Genomic DNA, 16,520 nt, shown 5'->3' on the forward strand with positions numbered 1-16,520 from the left:
TATGCATGATTCGGGCGTGCGGCGTTGCCGGATCATTTGAGGGACAGATCGGGGAGCCATTCATGGCAAAGGCGGACGCGTGGAACGCGGCCGAGGGGATTATGCATGCCCGGCACAAGGTTGCCCGGCGTGCGCGCGGACAGTTGACCGGCCATGCACGCATGATCGCCGCGCCCGCCTACCGCCAGCTTCTCGCGGCAGAGCCGATCCTGAAACGCCTCATCCCTATCCTGATCGTGATCTTTCTCATCATCGTTGCAGGCACGCGCTGCATGTCGCTGCTGGCTCAGCGGGACGACGTCGAGCGTTCGGCAAAGGGGTTGCTGGGACTGGCCGCCGGCCACCTCACCCACGCCATGTCCGTTGCTCAGGCAGAGGGAGAACCTGACAGGGAGACTTTCGACGCCCTGATCAGCAATGTCGCCCTCTACGGTTCCATCAGCAGCAGGCATGTCATGGTCGTCACCGACGACCGCTTCGTCATCGAAGCCGCCACGCCCGCCGGCGCCCAGTGGGTCGGGCGCTCGCTGGAAACGGTCCTGTCCGGCGCGCAGCCGCTCTTCCTGTTCGGCGAACGCGCCGGCGTGATGGAAGTCCGTGTCGGCGACCAGACCTGGTACGCGGCCATGGGCATAGACGACAGCCGCCTCGGGGCAGCCCTTGCGATGATCTCGCAGGACGATGTGTTTGCCGAATGGAACAAGGCCGTCACCCTCAACATCACCCTGTTCGTGGCGACGGCCGGGGTGTTGATCGTGATACTCTATGCCTATTTCGGCCAGGCAGCGCGGGCGCAGGCCGCCGATCGTCTGTACCTGGAAGCGCACGAACGCGTGGACCTGGCTCTAGTGCGCGGCAGGTGCGGGCTGTGGGACTGGGACATGGTGCGCGGTCAGATGTACTGGTCACGCTCGATGTACGAGATGCTCGGTTATGAGCCGTCCGAAGCCATGCTGTCGTTCGGGGCTGTCGCGGAAATCATCCATCCGGACGATGCGGATCTTTTCGAACTCGCAAACCGCATCGTATCGCGAGAGGTCGGCCAGGTCGACCACGTGTTCCGGATGCGCAACGCGGCCGGTCAGTGGGTCTGGATCCGCGCCAAGGCGCAGGTCAGCGACCCGGATGCGCCAGAGGTGCATCTGATCGGCATCGCTGTCGACGTGACCGAGCAGCGCACACTCGCCCAGCGCTCCGAGACGGCGGACATGCGGCTGCGCACCGCCATCGAGAGTATCTCGGAATCTTTCGTCTTGTGGGATTCCAGGCAGTGCCTGGTGATGTGCAATTCCAAGTACAAGCAGGATAACGGCCTGTGCGACGAGGACATCATCCCCGGCACTCCTCGCGCCAGCGTCGAGGAGCGCATGACAGCGCCGGTGCACCAGCGCCGCCTTGCCAACCCCAACGGCCCATCCGGTGGTGCGACCTATGAACGACAACTCGTCGACGGACGGTGGCTGCAGGTCAATGAACTGCGCACCCGTGATGGTGGCATGGTGTCGGTCGGCGCCGACATCACGCAGATGAAGCTGCATCAGGAGAAGCTCGTCGATAGCGAACGCCGCCAGATGGCAACGATTCACGACCTGAGCCTCGCCCGCAAGGCCGAGGGTGAGCGCACGGCGGAGCTGGTCGAGCTCAATCGCAAATACATGAAGGAAACCGAGCGCGCGGAGGCTGCAAGCCGTGCGAAGTCCGAGTTCCTGGCCAATATGAGCCATGAACTGCGCACGCCGCTAAACGCTATCATCGGCTTCTCGGAAATGATGCAGCAGGCCTATTTCGGACCGCTCGGGTCGGACAAATACGACGAATACGTCAAGGACATCCATGCCAGCGGTTCCTACCTGCTGGGCGTCATCAACGACATCCTCGACATGTCGAAGATCGAGGCAGGACAGTTCTCGATCGATCGCGAGGGTATCGACCTTCATCCGCTGATCACCGAGACCGTGCGGGTGGTCGCGCTCCAGGCTGCCGAGAAGTCGATTACGCTCGATACCAAGATATCGAACCAGATGGTGCTGCATGCGGATCGCAGGGCCATCAAGCAGATTGTCATCAACCTGCTGTCCAACGCGGTAAAGTTCACCGGCCAGGGGGGGCACATCTCGCTGCGCGCGCGCAAGGTCGCCGGCGCGGTGATGCTGACGATCGAGGATACGGGCTGCGGCATTCCGAAGGATGCCCTGAAGAAGCTCGGCCGCCCGTTCGAGCAGGTGCAGAACCAGTTCTCGAAGAACCACACCGGCTCCGGGCTGGGACTTGCGATCTCCCGCTCGCTCGCCGAACTACACGGCGGCGCTCTCAAGATCCGCTCGACCGAAGGCGCAGGCACCATCGTCTCTGTGCGCATTCCCGTCGGTAAGAAGCTGAAGGCGGCCGCCTGATAAGCGGCACGCCAGCCGGAGCTCTTTACGTCAGCCCGCGCTCAGCAGCGTCCTGAAATGCCCTTCGACGCGCTTCGAGGTCTCCTTGATATGCGCTTCCAGCACTGAAAGTTCAGGAAGATCAGTGCTACGCAGGAGCAGATCGGCAAGACCCGGCGGCACATCTTCGGGCTCGAACGGACCTGTCAGGCAAAGCCGGATGATCTGCGTCAGCGACAGGTAGAGCCCATAGGCCGCCTGCAACTCCTCACGCGTCTGCGCATCGCAAAAGGCGGGAGTCAGCCTGGCCAGACCGTCACCGGTCGACGTCGGCGGCCATCGATCGGGCTCGATGTTGTCCGTAAGGCGTGCGCATTGCGCGATGAACTCCAGATCGATCTGGCCACCGGGGATCAGCTTCAAATCCCAGATGTCGCGCGCGGGCTTTTCCTGCGCGATCGTCTCGCGCATCTCGACGGCATCGCGAAACACCTTTGCCCGGTCGTGCGGATGGTCGAGGATTTCGGCCACCTCCGCCTCGACAGCGTCGCAGAATTCGGCATCGCCGGCTACGGGCCGGGCGCGCGTCAAAGCCATGTGCTCCCAGGTCCATGCCTCTTCGCGCTGGTATTTCCGGAAGGCCTCGATATGGGTGGCAACCGGCCCCTTGTTGCCAGAGGGGCGCAGGCGCAGATCAAGTTCATAGAGCACGCCTTCCGCTGTCGGTGCGGAAACGGCTGCGATAAGCCGTTGCGTCAGCCGTGCGTAGTAGTGCGAAGGCGCCATGCCCTTCTCGCCGTCCGACTCGTCGGCTTTCGGGTCGTGATCGTAAAGAAGGATCAGGTCGACATCAGAGCCTGCCGTGAGTTCACGGCTGCCCAGCTTGCCCATGCCGAGGATTGCCACCTGCCCGCCTGACACGTGCCCGTGCCGCACAGCGAACTCGTCCTTCACCGCCTCCAGCGCCGCGCCGATGGAGAGGTCGGCAAGATCCGAGAACGCCTTGCCGGCGCGCACCGCGTCGATCGCACCGGTCAGCAGACGCACGCCGATCAGGAATTTCTGCTCGGCAGCGAAGATGCGCAGCCGGTCGAGCTTTTCCTCGTGCAGGTCGGCGCCTTGCAGGAAAGCCTCGAGCCGGCTCGCCAGGTAGGCCTTGTTGGGCAGCTCCGACATCAGTCCCGGGTCGAGCAGTCCGTCAAACACATGCGGCCTGCGCGTGATGATGGCGGCAAGCCGGGGGGCCGCCCCCATGATCGTCGCGATCAGATCGAGCAAGGCGGGGTTCGACTGCAGCAGCGAAAAGAGCTGGATGCCGGCGGGCAGGCCGGAGAGAAACTCGTCGAAGCGCAGTAACGCCTCGTCGGCGCGCCTGGTTCGCCCGAAGGTTTCCAGCAATGCCGGCGTCAGCTCGGTCAAACGTTCGCGCGCCTCGGCAGATTGAGTGGCGCGGTAGCGGCCGAAATGCCAGGTGCGAATGACGCGACAGATGTCGCTCGGCCGGGAGAAGCCGAGTTCGTGGAGCGTTTCCAGCGTACCCGGATCATCGACATCGCCGGTGAAGACCAGATTGCCAACGCCGCGCGACAGTTCCGGCGCTGTCTCGAACAAAGCTGCGTAATGCTTCTCCACAAGATGGAGCGAGCCCCGGAACTTTGCCGAAAACGCCTCGGCATCCTCGAAGCCCAGCATATGCGCGATGCGCTCGAGCCCCTCGTCGTCTTCCGGCAGGTTATGGGTCTGTTCGTCGGCCACCATCTGGATCGCGTGCTCGACATCGCGCAGGAACCAGTATTGCGCGGCCATCGCATCGCGCACCTCCGACGTGATCCAGCCGCGCGCAGCCAACTCGCCAAGCATCGCCACCGTTTCGCGGCCGCGCAGCTCGTGGAAGCGGCCGCCTGCAATGAGTTGCTGGGTCTGCACGAAAAACTCGATCTCGCGGATGCCGCCGCGCCCGAGCTTCACGTTGTGGCCCCTCACCGCCACTTCGCCATGACCCTTGTGAGCATGGATTTGGCGTTTGATGGAATGGACATCGGCAATGGCCGCAAAATCCATATACTTGCGCCAGATGTAAGGGGTCAGCTCCTTGAGGACAGCGGCACCGGCCTTCAGGTCACCCGCCACCGGACGCGCCTTGATCATCGCGGCGCGCTCCCAGTTCTGGCCACGGCTTTCGTAATAGTGAAGCGCAGCCTCGACCGGGATCGCCAGCGGCGTAGAGCCGGGATCGGGACGCAGGCGCAGATCGGTGCGGAAGACGTAGCCGTGCTCGGTGCGGTCCTGCAGGGTGCGCACGAGCCGGCGCGTGAGGCGCGAAAAGAGATCCGTTGCCTCAAGGGGATCGGCGATGGCCGCACTTTGTGGCTCGAAGAACACGATCAGGTCGATGTCCGACGAGAAATTCAGTTCGTGCGCGCCAAGCTTGCCCATGCCGAGCACAATCCAGCCAGAGCCGACGCCCGGCTTGGCAGGGTCCGGCAGCGCGATCTTGCCGGCGCGGTGCGCATCGCAAAGCAGGAAGTCGACCGCTGCCGAAACGCAGCTATCGGCCAGCCGGCTGAGCCGCTGCACGGTCATCTGCGCGTCCGCTGCACCCGCAAGGTCGGCCAGCGCGATGAGGAAATGCGCCTCTCCCTTCAGGCCGCGCAGCTCGGCCATCAAGCCGGATTCGCTCTGATCCTCGGCACGGCCCAGGCCACCGATGCGGTCGATAACTGCATCGAGGCGTTCGTCCAGCGGCTGGTCGAACAACGCATCCAGCGCCTCAGGCCGGCGACGAGCACAGTCGCGCATGAAGGGCGACAGGTCGAAGACAGTTCCGAGAAACGAAGCGAGCGGACTCTGTGCCGCCGCCAGCTTCGTCAGTCGTTTCAGGCCATGTTCGTCGGCTGTCTCGGCGAGATCGCGCAGCTCGGCGGCGGCATTGTCGGGGTCTAGCGGTTGAAGCGCTGCAACGGGCGCGCCGAACCATGCTTCGCCTGTGTCGATCTTGCTCATGCCTTACGCGAATCCCCCGGAAAGACCATCCGCACCGATAGTCCGGGGTTTCTGCCTGAAAGTTCAAGCCCGCCGCCGTGAAATTTCATCACCGCCTTGGCGAGGCTCAGCCCAAGCCCGGATCCGGGCTGCGACCGGCTTTGCTCCAGCCGCACGAACCGTTCGGTGACCCGCTCACGATCGTCCTCCCCGATGCCCGGCCCGTTGTCGGCAGCCTCCATGACCACGCTGTTGGCCTCGCGAAGCAGTGAAACCACCACCTTGGGCGCATCCCCGCTGCCGGCGGAATATTTGATCGCGTTGTCGACAATGTTGGAAAGAGCCTGCGCTACGAGCTCGCGGTTGGCCGGAACGATCGCGGCACTCGGTACCGTTGCTTCGAGGATGACACCCTGCTCCTCGGCTACCGGCTCGTAGAGCTCGACCACATCTGCAACAATCTCGGCCAGATCGACCGGCCCGGTCTGCTCCGCAGAATAGCCCGCCTCGAGCCGGGAGATCATCAGGATGGCGTTGAAGGTACGGATCAGATGATCGGACTCCGCTATGTTTGCCTCAAGCGCCTCGCGATATTCGGTGGCGGTCTTCTTGCCTGACAGCGTTGCCTCAGCCCTGTTGCGAAGCCGGGTCAGCGGTGTCTTCAGATCGTGGGCGATGTTGTCGGAAACCTGCTTAAGCCCGTCGTTGAGCTTGGCGATGCGTGCCAGCATCCTATTCAGGTTTTCGGAAAGCCGGTCGAACTCGTCGCCGGAACCGGTCACCGGCAGGCGACCGGACAGATCGCCGCCCATGATGCGGCGGCTCGCCTCAGACACGTTATCAATGCGCTTCAGGGCGCGGCGGCCGACGAAGAACCAGATCAGCAGGGCGCCGACGCCCATCATGCCAAAGGCAACGATCAGTGCGCGATTGATAATGTCGCGTACGATCTCCGGTTCGCCAAGATCGCGACCCACCAAAAGGATCATCTGGTTGGGGAGGCGAAGCACCAGCGCGACCGCGCGGTGCGCGAGCCGCGAAGTACCTACGGGATCGTCGCCGTTAGCGGTGCCCCTTACGCCGAACCGGCGATATTCGAATGCCTGCTCCGTCCACCCATCCGTTTCGAGCACGCCGGGGTCCAGGCTTTCAACGTTGCCGGAAAGAATGCGCCCGTTGGGATCGGCCACCAGATAGAGGTTTGCGCCCGGCTGGCGCGAGCGCGTCTCAACGAAACGGACCAGCAGAGGAAGTCCGCCGCGCTGATAGGCGCGCCCGAGCACCTGCGCTTCGGCGGCGACCGTTTCCTGCGTCTGCGTCGTCAGCATGCGCACCGACAGCGACGACATGTAGAAGACCAGCACAGTCGCACAGAGCGCGAACAGGACAAGAAACAGCGCGGAAAGCCGCGCCGCCGTGGTCTTCATGATCGCGGTCAATGCCGCCACGTCATCCCGCCTTCAGCATGTAGCCAGCGCCGCGGATCGTATGCAGGACAGGGGCGTCGAAGCCCTTCTCTATCTTGGAGCGCAAGCGGGACACGTGCACGTCGATGACGTTTGTCTGCGGGTCGAAATGATAGTCCCAGACATTCTCAAGCAGCATGGTGCGCGTGACGACGCGACCCGCGTGGCGCATCAGATATTCGAGCAGGCGAAACTCACGCGGCTGGAGAACGATCTCCTTGCCCGCGCGCTTGACGGTGTGGGACAGGCGGTCGAGCTCCAGATCACCCGCCCGATAAACGGTTTCCACGTCCTTGGTGCCGGCGCGACGGCTGAGCACCTCTATGCGCGCCAGAAGCTCGCTGAACGCATAGGGCTTGGTTAGATAGTCGTCCCCGCCGGCACGCAGGCCGGTGACACGGTCATCGACCTCACCCAGTGCCGAGAGGATCAGTACGGGCGTTTCCACGCCGCGTGCGCGCAACCCTGCAATTACGGAAAGCCCGTCGCGTTTCGGCAGCATCCGGTCGACCACGAGCACGTCATAGTCACCGTCGCCTGCGAGCGTGTACCCGGTTTCGCCGTCGCCGGCGACATGGGCGTTGTGACCGGCCTCGCCGAGGGCCTTCTCAAGATACTCGGCAGCTTCGCGGTCGTCTTCGATAACAAGAATCTTCATGGGCCGACTATACGCAAAAACACGGCGTGGCGAGACGGCGAAGCGGCGACGGCCCTTCAAGACCGTCGCCGCCGGAACCCCGTTGCCAAAACCAGACGCAGGCTTGGGGCTCCAAGGTCCCTTTCCGGCAGGCGGGGGACATGTGCCTGCCGGAACGAGAACGACGTCAGCCGCTGGTAATGGGAAGCGCCACGAAGCGATTGCCTTCATCGCGACTGATCTGCACGAGGACAGCCTTGCGGCCGGCCCCCTCCGCTTCCGCCACCGCCTTGGCGACGTCGTCGGAATTGCTGACCGCCATGGAATTGACGCTGACGATCACGTCTCCGGCCTGGATGCCGCGATCGGCAGCCGCGCTGCCAGCCTCGACATCGGTCACGACCAGTCCATCGCCTTCCTCGGCCCGCGTCACCGTGAGGCCGAAATCCTCCAGCGTAGTGTTGTTCGACGAGGGTGCGGGCGCCTCACGCGAAGCCAGCTGGTCCTCACCTGGCAGCTTGCCGAGCTCAACGCTCACCTGCTGCTGGGAACCGCCGCGCCACAGGGTCACGTCGACCTTGGTGTCCGGCGCGTAGTTGGCAACGATGCGCGCCAGCTCGCGTGGCGAAGCAACCTCGCGATCGTTGACCGCCGTGATCACATCGCCCGCCTGGATACCGGCGTCACGCGCGGGGCCGTCTGCCTGGGCGTCGGAGACCAGCGCGCCCTTCCCGTTCTCCATGCCGATCGATTCAGCAATCTCGGGCGTAACCGGCTGAATCTGGACGCCGAGCCATCCGCGCAGAACGGCCCCGCTTTCCATCAGGCTCGTCACCACGTCCTGCGCGGTCGAGGCGGGGATCGCAAAGGCGATACCGACATTGCCGCCGGACGGGGAGAAGATTGCCGTATTGATGCCGACCACCTGGCCCGAGAGATTGAAGGCGGGGCCACCGGAGTTGCCGCGATTGACCGCGGCGTCGATCTGGATGAAGTCGTCGTAGGGGCCGGCGCCGATGTCGCGGCCGCGAGCCGAAACGATGCCTGCCGTGACGGTGCCGCCAAGGCCGAACGGGTTGCCAACGGCGACGACCCAGTCGCCCACGCGGACCTTTTCGTCATCGGCGAAGCTCACATAGGTGAATTTGCGTGCTTCCTCGACCTTGAGCACTGCCAGGTCGGTTCGCGGGTCGGTCCCTACAAGCCGGGCATCCAGTTCCTCGCCGTCATCCATTACCACGGTGAAGGTGGAACCACCCTCGACGACATGATTGTTGGTGACGAGGAAACCGTCTTCCGAGATGAAGAAGCCCGAGCCCTGCGAAACGGGACGTGCGCGTTCCCGACGTTCGCGACGGTCGAAACGCTCGCCGCGCTGTCCGCCGTCATTGCGCCATTCGCGATCGCCACGGAAGTCGCGGAAGAAGCGATATAGGGGATGATCGCGAGGCAGGTCCTCGAAACCCGGCATATCGAAAGAGAAGTTGCCGTCGCCACGGTCGGAGACGGGCTCGACCTTGGCCTGTACGCGCACGCTGACGACAGCGGGCGTGACCTGCTCTACGACATCGGCGAAGCTTGGTGCCTGAACGCCCTCAACACGGACGGCTTCTGCCATGACCGGCACGGTGCCGGACGCGACTGCACCGAGGCCGATCGCTCCGGCGAGAGCGACGGAAGCTGCTGTTGCCAGGAGACGCTTGCGGGTTTTCGACCCGGTATTGGTGCTGTTTGCCATGACTATGGAATCCTTTGTGAAATCCTCTTGGATGCGGATGGCTCGCATCGCTGGATACACAGATAGGAACGCCAACCTTACGGCGCTCTTTCCGGCACATGAAACTTTGGTAATATTGCCGACGCCCCTGCCGCTGGCAGACTATTCAGAGCCCTTCAGGATGTCACGAAGGCGGCTTTCTTCCTCGTCGCTCAGGGTCGACGGCGCCACACGCCGCCGCCGTGAGGCGTAGATCATCAATGCGCCGCCGCCTAGCAGAAGCAGTATTGCGGGCGTAGCCCATAGCATTGCGTTGCGCATGCTGAAGCGGGGCCTGAGCAGGACAAATTCGCCGTAGCGCGAAACAACGTAATCGATCACTTGTTCGTCGGTCTCGCCGGCAATCAGACGCTCGCGCACCAGCACGCGCAGATCGCGAGCCAGTTCGGCATCGGAGTCATCGATAGACTGGTTCTGGCAGACCATGCACCGCAAGCCGGCTGAAAGGTCGCGGGCCCGCTTCTCAAGGACCGGATCATCCAGCACCTCGGACGGTTGCACGGCGAAGGCCGGCATCGCCAGCGCAGCACAAAAGATAAGTGTCGTCAGGAAGCGCTTCATTCAGCCGCGGCCTCGGCCGGGCGGGCAACGCGCTCGCGACGGGCCGCTGGGGGCACCGATACGCAATCGACGATCGAGAAGCGAGACGGTACCACCGGCCATCATGACCACGCCGCCAAGCCAGATCAGCAGAACGAGCGGCTTCCACCACACCCGCACGACCACACCGCCATCGGCGGTCGGATCGCCCAACGACACGTAGAGCTGGCTGAAACCACGTGTTGCTATGCCCGCCTCCGTCGTCGGCATCTGGCGGGCGGTGTACAAGCGCTTTGAGGACACGATTTCACCGACCCGCCGGCCAGCGGCATCGAAATAGACAAAGCGGCCCTGATCTTCCGTATAGTTCGGGCCCCTGTAGGGAGAAATTTCCTCGAAACGCAGCGTGTATCCAGCAGCCGTCAGAGTGTCGCCCGGACGCATGACTGCGATCTCTTCAACTTCGAGCGAGGTGACGGCAACGATGCCCAGCGTTGTAATGCCAAGGCCAAAATGCGCGAGGGCCGTGCCAAAGACAGAGCGCGGCAGGCCGACAAACCGGCGGACTGCGATCCTCGCCCCGACATTGCCGATGCCAGCCTTGAGCGCCAAGTCGGTCAACGCACCCAGCATCAGCCACACAGCCAGGCCGATGCCGAAAGCAGCCAACACCCCGGTGCCGTCAACAAGGAAAAGCGCAATCATGATAGCCAGCAATGCACCACCCGCGGCTGCAAAGAGACGCTGGGCGACACCAGCAAGATCGCCACGCTTCCAGGCAAGCAGCGGCCCGAACGGTACCGCGAGTAGCAAAGGCACGACCAGCGGCACGAATGTCATATTGAAGAACGGTGCGCCTACCGAAATCTTGTCGCCCGTCACTGCTTCAACAAGCAGCGGATAGAGCGTGCCGATCAGTACGGTTGCCGTTGCCGTCGTCAGAAACAGGTTGTTGAGGACCAGCGCACCCTCGCGGGAGATCGGCTGGAAAAGCCCGCCCTGCGTCAGCGACGACGCGCGAAGTGCAAACAGACTCAGCGAACCGCCAATGAAGAACACCAGGATTGCGAGGATGAACAGGCCACGCGATGGGTCGGTCGCGAAAGCGTGGACCGAGGTGAGCACGCCGGAGCGTACGAGGAACGTACCGAGCAACGACAGCGAGAAGGTCAGGATCGCAAGCAGCAGCGTCCAGATCTTCAACGCCGAACGTTTTTCCATGACGATGGCTGAATGAAGCAACGCGGTTCCCGACAGCCACGGCAGGAACGAAGCGTTCTCGACGGGATCCCAGAACCACCATCCTCCCCAGCCCAGTTCGTAGTAGGCCCAATAGGAGCCCATCGCGATACCGCCGGTCAGGAATATCCAGGCTGCGAGCGTCCAGGGCCGAACCCAGCGCGCCCACGCCGCATCGATCCTGCCCTCGATGAGGGCTGCAACCGCGAAGGAAAAGCATACGGAAAAGCCGACATAACCCAGGTAAAGCAACGGCGGATGCACCGCCAGACCGATGTCCTGCAGAATGGGATTGAGGTCGCGTCCCTCGATCGGAGCCGGGTTGATCCGGGCAAATGGATTGGAAGTGGCGAGGATGAAAAGGAGAAATGCCGCCCCGATCAGGCCCTGTATCGATAGCACGTTCGCCCGAAGCGTCGCGGGAAGATTGCCGCTGAACCAGGCGACCAGTGCGCCGAAGAAGGTTAGGATGAGCACCCACAGTAGCATCGAGCCTTCGTGGTTGCCCCAAACCCCGGTCACTTTGTAGAGCATTGGTTTCAGCGAGTGGGAATTCTCCCAGACATTCGCAACCGAGAAGTCGGACTGCACGTAGGCGATCGTCAAGGCGGCGAACGACAAGACGACCAGGGCGAACCCCGCGATCGCTGCCGGGCCACCCACCGCCATCAGCCGTGCATCGCCCGAGCGACCGCCGATGAGCGGCACGGCAAACTGAACCAGCGCCAGCGCAAAGGCCAGCACAAGAGCGAAGTGGCCGGTTTCGACGATCAAAGTTTACGCGCCCTCTTAGTTTTCGTCCTGCCAAAGTCCGGTGGCCTTCAGGCCGTCGGCCACTTCCTTGGGCATATAATTCTCGTCATGCTTCGCAAGGACGCTATCGGCCACGAAGACACCGTCCTGTCGCAGTGTTCCCTCAGTCACGACGCCCTGCTCCTCCCGAAAAAGATCGGGCAGGATGCCGCTATAGGCCACCGTGACCGAACCGACCTGATCGGTGACCGAAAACGAAATGTCCTGTCCCTCACCGCGAAGAACAGTGCCTTTCTCGACCAGCCCGCCGAGCCTGATCCGCTGGCCCGGCTCGATTTGCGCTGCGACAAGTTCGGCAGGCATGTAGAAATACGAAGTCTTCTGGCCAAGCGCATAAAGCGTCAGACCGGACGCCAGCGCGAGAAAGACCATGGCCCCGCCGATCACCGCAAGTCGCTTCTGTTTGCGCGTCATCATTCCGCCTGTCCGTTCAGCGTCACGCCTCGTTCGGCAGCGAAGGTTTCAAGCGACGCTGCCGGCTGACTGGGCCGACCCAGCGCGTCAAGTCCACGTTGAAGCGCGTCGCGTGCATCGTCCAGTCTGCCAAGAACCACATAGGACTGCACCAGCCGCTGCCACCCTTCCGCGTCTTGCGGATTGTCGCGCAGACGCTGGTCGAGCCCTGCAACCATATCCTCGATCATTTGAGCCCGGTCTTTGTCCGACATCAAGTCTGCGGCCTCGACGTCCTCTGCGGAGGGTCCCGGTATCGCCGGCTGCTCCCCCAGACGGGCAATCGATTGTTCCACCGCGCCGCGCCATGGCGAGTTTGTCGGCAAACCCGCAAGCATCGATCGCCAGGCCTGTGAAGCTTCGGCGGATTTGCCTTCCTGTGCCAGAGCGGTTGCCAGCAGGAATTGCGCTTGCGGGTTCTGTGGCTCCAGCACCAGGGCCCTTTCCAGTGCGGCTTGCGCCTCGACGGTGATCGTACCGCCGGCATTGGCCGCGATCGCTTCACCAAGCCCGAGCTCCCGGGTTACGCTCGAACCCTGCAGGAGGATCGCATTGCGGTAGGCGACGACGGAATCGTTGTAGCGCCCCATGCGATAGTAGATTGGCGCAAGGACGTCCCAACCCCGGCCATCCTCGGGATTGGCGGTCAGATGCCCCTCCGCACGCGCCACCAGCTCCTCTATGCTGTTTTCGGCGGGATTGGCGGTGAGCCGCTCCTGCAGCGGCTGCCCCGGCAGCTCCGGCGAGCCGGTAACCGCGTAGATACCCCAACTCGCCAGCGGCACCGCGAGGATAGCGAGCGTAGCAACCGTTCGACCTGTTCTCGAACTTTTCGAAGAGCCGGTGCCCCGCCCCTCGCCTGCAATCCGCAGTATGCGGCGGCCGATCTCGGCTCTGGCCTGTTCCGCTTCGGTCTCGCCGATCACGCCACGGCCAACATCACGCTCAAGCTCGGCGAGCTGGTCCCGGTACACCGCAAGGTCGTGATCCGCGTCCGCGCTCGCGTGTCCCTTCACGCGCACCATCGGCACGAGAATCGCCAGGCAGGCGAGCAGCGTCAGAAGTGCGGCAACGATCCAGAACAGCATGAACCCCAGATACCCGCTGCATCACGGCAAGCCAATGACCGGCACGTGCGGCTTTTTGGCGACTATCGGTTCCTGCGTCCGCAACAGCCTACGCGAGCGGCGTCCAGCTTCCGTTCGGATTGCGGCACGCTGTCCCGCGCGCGGAATTCGCCTGCCCGCCGACGGTGACGGTATGGACATACTGTCGACAATCCTGAGAGCCGACACGATAGGGCGAACCGGCGACGACCTCGCCGAAGCGGCGCCCACCTTCCTTGCCCCATGCAACGGCCTGTCCGGCAGGCGTGTATTCCAGCGCCTTGTATTCCGCTTCCAGCGCGCGGCGGCGCTCTCTCTGGTCAAGGTTTGTACCGATCTGGCCGCCGATCAACCCACCGCCCATGGCGTCCACGATTGCAGCGGCAACAGGTTTCTCGGCGGGTCGGCTATCCTCTGCAAAGGCCTGCACGACCGAACCGGAGCCGCCGCCCGTCGTCGAGCATGCCGACAGAACTGCCATCGCCAACAGGCCTGCAAAGCCAGTCTTCCAGCCCATAATCTTGAACGCCTTTCCGCTATCGCCGGCAGGTAGATCTGCCCTGCCGGCCCTCAGTTCAAGCCTTCTTGCCTGCGACTTTGGCGCATAAATGGCACGACGGCAATTTAAGCATCATTCCTGGGCACGGCGCAGCATCACCGACACCTTGAGCCCGCCCAGCTCCGAGCGGGACAGATGAAGGCTGCCACCATACTCCTTGACCAAATCAGCGACGATGGCGAGACCAAGTCCCGTGCCCGGTTTCGTTTCGTCCAGGCGCCGCCCGCGTATCAGGGCGTCGCGGGTCTTCTCCTCTGGAATGCCAGGCCCGTCATCCTCGACGATCAGGCTGAAGCTGCGATGCTGGCCTTCTTCCGGCGTCGCCTCCAGGCCAATGGAAACCGTCTTCCGACCCCATTTCATGGCATTCTCAAGTAGATTTCCGACAATCTCCTCGAGATCCTCTCGCTCGCCTGCGAATACGAGCTCGTCTTGCGGAAAGTGTGTCAACAGCCGCGTCTGCGGGTTGAGCTTGCCCACGACACGGACCATTCGCTCAAGTGTCGCTTTTACCGGCGTACGGAAAACGATCGTGTCGCGCTGCGCGGCCATCCGGGCCCGTTGGAGATAGTGCTCGACCTGCTGGCGCATGGAAGCGGCCTGGTCCGCGATCAGCCCACCTTTCGCGCCGCCGATGGCACGCGCCTCATTCGTCAGCACGGCCAGAGGTGTTTTCAGAGAGTGCGCGAGGTTACCCACCTGCGTCCGCGATCGCTCGACGATGCGCCGGTTGCTGTCGATGAGTTCGTTCGTCTCGTTGGCAAGAGGCGCGATTTCGACCGGAAAGTTGCCGTCGAGCCTCTGCGCCGCGCCAGCCCTGATCTCGGCCAGCGATCGGCTCACACGCCGCAACGGATCGAGACCGACGATGATGGCAAGCGCGTTGATTGCAATCATGCCGGCGCCGAAGATCGTCAGGTAAAGGTATAGGCGATGTTCGAAATCGGAGATGTCGGCTTCAAGTTCGGTGCGATTACCCATCACGCGGAAGCGGGCGATGCTGTTGTCACCGTCGAGCACGAACTCGCTCTCGAACACCTCGATCGTCTCACCTCCCAGCCCGTTGGTGACATAGCTGCGCTGGAACTCGCTGCTGAACGGCACTTCGGTCGAAGGCGGTGACGGAACCGGCTTCGTCAGCGACAGCGAGCTGAGCTGACCGCTGACGCCCGACACCGGCTCGACCGACCAGTACCACCCCGATTGCGGCACCGTGAATCGCAGATCGCCCAGATTGGGCGTTCCCTCCAGCCTGCCGCCATCGCCAACGCCCACGGAGCTGATGAGATTGAAGAGATGCGCCGTCAGCAGGCTTTCGAAGCCACGTTCGCTGACCTGCCGGAAAAGTGAGGAGATCACCGTCGAGATGACAACGAGCGCCACCACGGCCCAAAGAGTCGAGAAGGCGACAACTCGAAACGTAAGGGAGTTGAACCGGCGTCTCAGCGATGACATCGCCGCCCGCCGATCAGGTCTTGCGCTCGCGCGCGCCGGTCAATCCTGCGCCTCGCGCATGCGATAGCCCATGCCACGCACCGTTTCGATGAGATCGACACCCATCTTCTTGCGCAACCGGCCCACAAACACTTCGATCGTGTTGGAATCGCGATCGAAATCCTGGTCGTATAGATGCTCGACCAGCTCGGTGCGCGACACCACCTCGTCCATATGATGCATCAGATAGGCGAGCAGACGGAACTCGTGCGACGTGAGCTTGAGCGGCACGCCATTCACGTCCGCCTTGGAGGATTTGGTGTCGAGACGCAGCGGGCCGCAGCTCAGTTCGGAAGACGCATGGCCGGCAGCGCGGCGTATGAGCGCGCGCAGCCGCGCCAGCACCTCCTCTATGTGGAAAGGTTTGGTCACGTAGTCGTCGGCGCCTGCGTCGATGCCGGAAACCTTGTCACTCCAGCGGTCACGCGCCGTCAGGATCAGAACCGGCATCTTGCGGCCGTCGCGCCGCCAGCGCTCGACCACGCTGATGCCGTCCATCTGCGGCAGCCCAATATCCAGTACCACTGCATCGTAGGGCTCGGTATCGCCAAGGAAATGCCCTTCCTCGCCGTCGTAGGCGCGATCGACCACATAGCCGGAATCGGTCAGCGCGTCGGCGATCTGCCTGTTCAGGTCCTTGTCGTCCTCGACCACGAGTATGCGCATGGGGTTTCCTGTCGGATAAAATTGACCCTCGGCGGATATTGCCGGATTCGGGCATACCGGCAAAGTGGCTGCCGGCTTCTGTCTTCAGCCCATCGGCACGACGATCTCATTGCGCCGCGGGCGCTGGCCATCCCGCGCCGGCATCAGCACCACGATCACGCAGACCTGCTGGCCTCCGCGCACCTCCGGCGTGGCCCGGGCAAGCTGGCCGCCTACCTGGGCTGCCTGTTGCATTCCGATGGCGTAGCAGTCGCCCGCAACCGGAACAACCAGGTTGGGCGCGCCCGGCACTGACGGCACCGCAAGGGGTGCCGCCACAACGGAGGATGCGAACATGCCTGCCATCGAAATGCCGATGGCCGCTTTACGCAGAAGGGTTCGGAACTGGGTCATGGCGTGTTTCTAACCCAACGCGG

At 63.2% G+C, this 16,520-nt stretch carries 13 protein-coding genes; 1 reads left to right on the top strand and 12 read right to left on the bottom strand.

The features are described 5' to 3' along the window. Positions 1-62 precede the first annotated feature (62 nt). On the top strand, positions 63-2,393 hold the full coding sequence (locus tag ACVJNE_RS12620; RefSeq protein ID WP_499566022.1) for a PAS domain-containing sensor histidine kinase: 2,331 nt from the start codon (positions 63-65) through the stop codon (positions 2,391-2,393). 30 nt (positions 2,394-2,423) lie between these two features. Here the strand turns inward: ACVJNE_RS12620 and ACVJNE_RS12625 are convergent, their stop codons facing one another. The 12 genes from ACVJNE_RS12625 to ACVJNE_RS12680 all read right to left on the bottom strand — a co-directional run bounded on the left by ACVJNE_RS12625 (position 2,424) and on the right by ACVJNE_RS12680 (position 16,497). Beyond that, positions 2,424-5,375, bottom strand: coding sequence for a bifunctional [glutamine synthetase] adenylyltransferase/[glutamine synthetase]-adenylyl-L-tyrosine phosphorylase (locus ACVJNE_RS12625; protein WP_499566024.1), 2,952 nt, complete (start codon positions 5,373-5,375; stop codon positions 2,424-2,426). Continuing rightward, complete coding sequence (locus ACVJNE_RS12630; RefSeq protein WP_499566476.1) at positions 5,372-6,781, bottom strand: sensor histidine kinase; 1,410 nt, start codon at positions 6,779-6,781, stop codon at positions 5,372-5,374. The genes ACVJNE_RS12625 and ACVJNE_RS12630 overlap by 4 nt, the downstream gene beginning before the upstream one ends. 22 nt (positions 6,782-6,803) lie before the next feature. Next, on the bottom strand, positions 6,804-7,478 hold the full coding sequence (locus ACVJNE_RS12635) for a response regulator transcription factor (RefSeq protein WP_173190302.1): 675 nt from the start codon (positions 7,476-7,478) through the stop codon (positions 6,804-6,806). Positions 7,479-7,644: 166 nt separating this feature from the next. Then, positions 7,645-9,195 carry a Do family serine endopeptidase gene (locus ACVJNE_RS12640; protein ID WP_499566026.1) on the bottom strand — a complete coding sequence of 517 codons (1,551 nt, stop codon included), beginning with the start codon at positions 9,193-9,195 and terminating at the stop codon, positions 7,645-7,647. A gap of 141 nt (positions 9,196-9,336) precedes the next feature. Then, positions 9,337-9,795 carry a cytochrome c-type biogenesis protein gene (locus ACVJNE_RS12645; protein ID WP_499566028.1) on the bottom strand — a complete coding sequence of 153 codons (459 nt, stop codon included), beginning with the start codon at positions 9,793-9,795 and terminating at the stop codon, positions 9,337-9,339. Continuing rightward, positions 9,796-11,784 carry a heme lyase CcmF/NrfE family subunit gene (locus ACVJNE_RS12650; RefSeq protein ID WP_499566478.1) on the bottom strand — a complete coding sequence of 663 codons (1,989 nt, stop codon included), beginning with the start codon at positions 11,782-11,784 and terminating at the stop codon, positions 9,796-9,798. Between the two features lie 18 nt (positions 11,785-11,802). Continuing rightward, positions 11,803-12,240 carry a cytochrome c maturation protein CcmE gene (gene ccmE / locus ACVJNE_RS12655; protein ID WP_499566480.1) on the bottom strand — a complete coding sequence of 146 codons (438 nt, stop codon included), beginning with the start codon at positions 12,238-12,240 and terminating at the stop codon, positions 11,803-11,805. Beyond that, a complete protein-coding gene (ccmI, locus tag ACVJNE_RS12660; RefSeq protein ID WP_499566030.1) occupies positions 12,240-13,367 on the bottom strand; it encodes a c-type cytochrome biogenesis protein CcmI in 1,128 nt (375 codons plus the stop codon). The genes ccmE and ccmI overlap by 1 nt, the downstream gene beginning before the upstream one ends. A gap of 88 nt (positions 13,368-13,455) precedes the next feature. After that, a complete protein-coding gene (locus ACVJNE_RS12665; RefSeq protein WP_499566032.1) occupies positions 13,456-13,902 on the bottom strand; it encodes an RT0821/Lpp0805 family surface protein in 447 nt (148 codons plus the stop codon). A gap of 114 nt (positions 13,903-14,016) precedes the next feature. After that, positions 14,017-15,399, bottom strand: coding sequence for an ATP-binding protein (locus tag ACVJNE_RS12670; protein WP_499566034.1), 1,383 nt, complete (start codon positions 15,397-15,399; stop codon positions 14,017-14,019). Between the two features lie 39 nt (positions 15,400-15,438). Then, positions 15,439-16,104, bottom strand: a complete 666-nt coding sequence (locus tag ACVJNE_RS12675; RefSeq protein WP_421929257.1) for a response regulator transcription factor — start codon at positions 16,102-16,104, stop codon at positions 15,439-15,441. Positions 16,105-16,188: 84 nt separating this feature from the next. Continuing rightward, entirely contained in the window at positions 16,189-16,497 is a 309-nt protein-coding gene (locus ACVJNE_RS12680) for a hypothetical protein (RefSeq protein ID WP_499566036.1), read from the bottom strand. Positions 16,498-16,520 lie beyond the last annotated feature (23 nt).

The sequence above is a fragment of the Mesorhizobium sp. DxT genome, assembly GCF_058448885.1.

Coding starts and splice junctions, on each gene's coding strand:
- ACVJNE_RS12620 (WP_499566022.1), top strand. CDS start 63: ATGGCAAAGGCGGACGCGTGGAACGCGGCCGAGGGGATTATGCATGCC.
- ACVJNE_RS12625 (WP_499566024.1), bottom strand. CDS start 5,375: ATGAGCAAGATCGACACAGGCGAAGCATGGTTCGGCGCGCCCGTTGCA.
- ACVJNE_RS12630 (WP_499566476.1), bottom strand. CDS start 6,781: ATGAAGACCACGGCGGCGCGGCTTTCCGCGCTGTTTCTTGTCCTGTTC.
- ACVJNE_RS12635 (WP_173190302.1), bottom strand. CDS start 7,478: ATGAAGATTCTTGTTATCGAAGACGACCGCGAAGCTGCCGAGTATCTT.
- ACVJNE_RS12640 (WP_499566026.1), bottom strand. CDS start 9,195: ATGGCAAACAGCACCAATACCGGGTCGAAAACCCGCAAGCGTCTCCTG.
- ACVJNE_RS12645 (WP_499566028.1), bottom strand. CDS start 9,795: ATGAAGCGCTTCCTGACGACACTTATCTTTTGTGCTGCGCTGGCGATG.
- ccmE (WP_499566480.1), bottom strand. CDS start 12,240: ATGACGCGCAAACAGAAGCGACTTGCGGTGATCGGCGGGGCCATGGTC.
- ccmI (WP_499566030.1), bottom strand. CDS start 13,367: ATGCTGTTCTGGATCGTTGCCGCACTTCTGACGCTGCTCGCCTGCCTG.
- ACVJNE_RS12665 (WP_499566032.1), bottom strand. CDS start 13,902: ATGGGCTGGAAGACTGGCTTTGCAGGCCTGTTGGCGATGGCAGTTCTG.
- ACVJNE_RS12670 (WP_499566034.1), bottom strand. CDS start 15,399: ATGTCATCGCTGAGACGCCGGTTCAACTCCCTTACGTTTCGAGTTGTC.
- ACVJNE_RS12675 (WP_421929257.1), bottom strand. CDS start 16,104: ATGCGCATACTCGTGGTCGAGGACGACAAGGACCTGAACAGGCAGATC.
- ACVJNE_RS12680 (WP_499566036.1), bottom strand. CDS start 16,497: ATGACCCAGTTCCGAACCCTTCTGCGTAAAGCGGCCATCGGCATTTCG.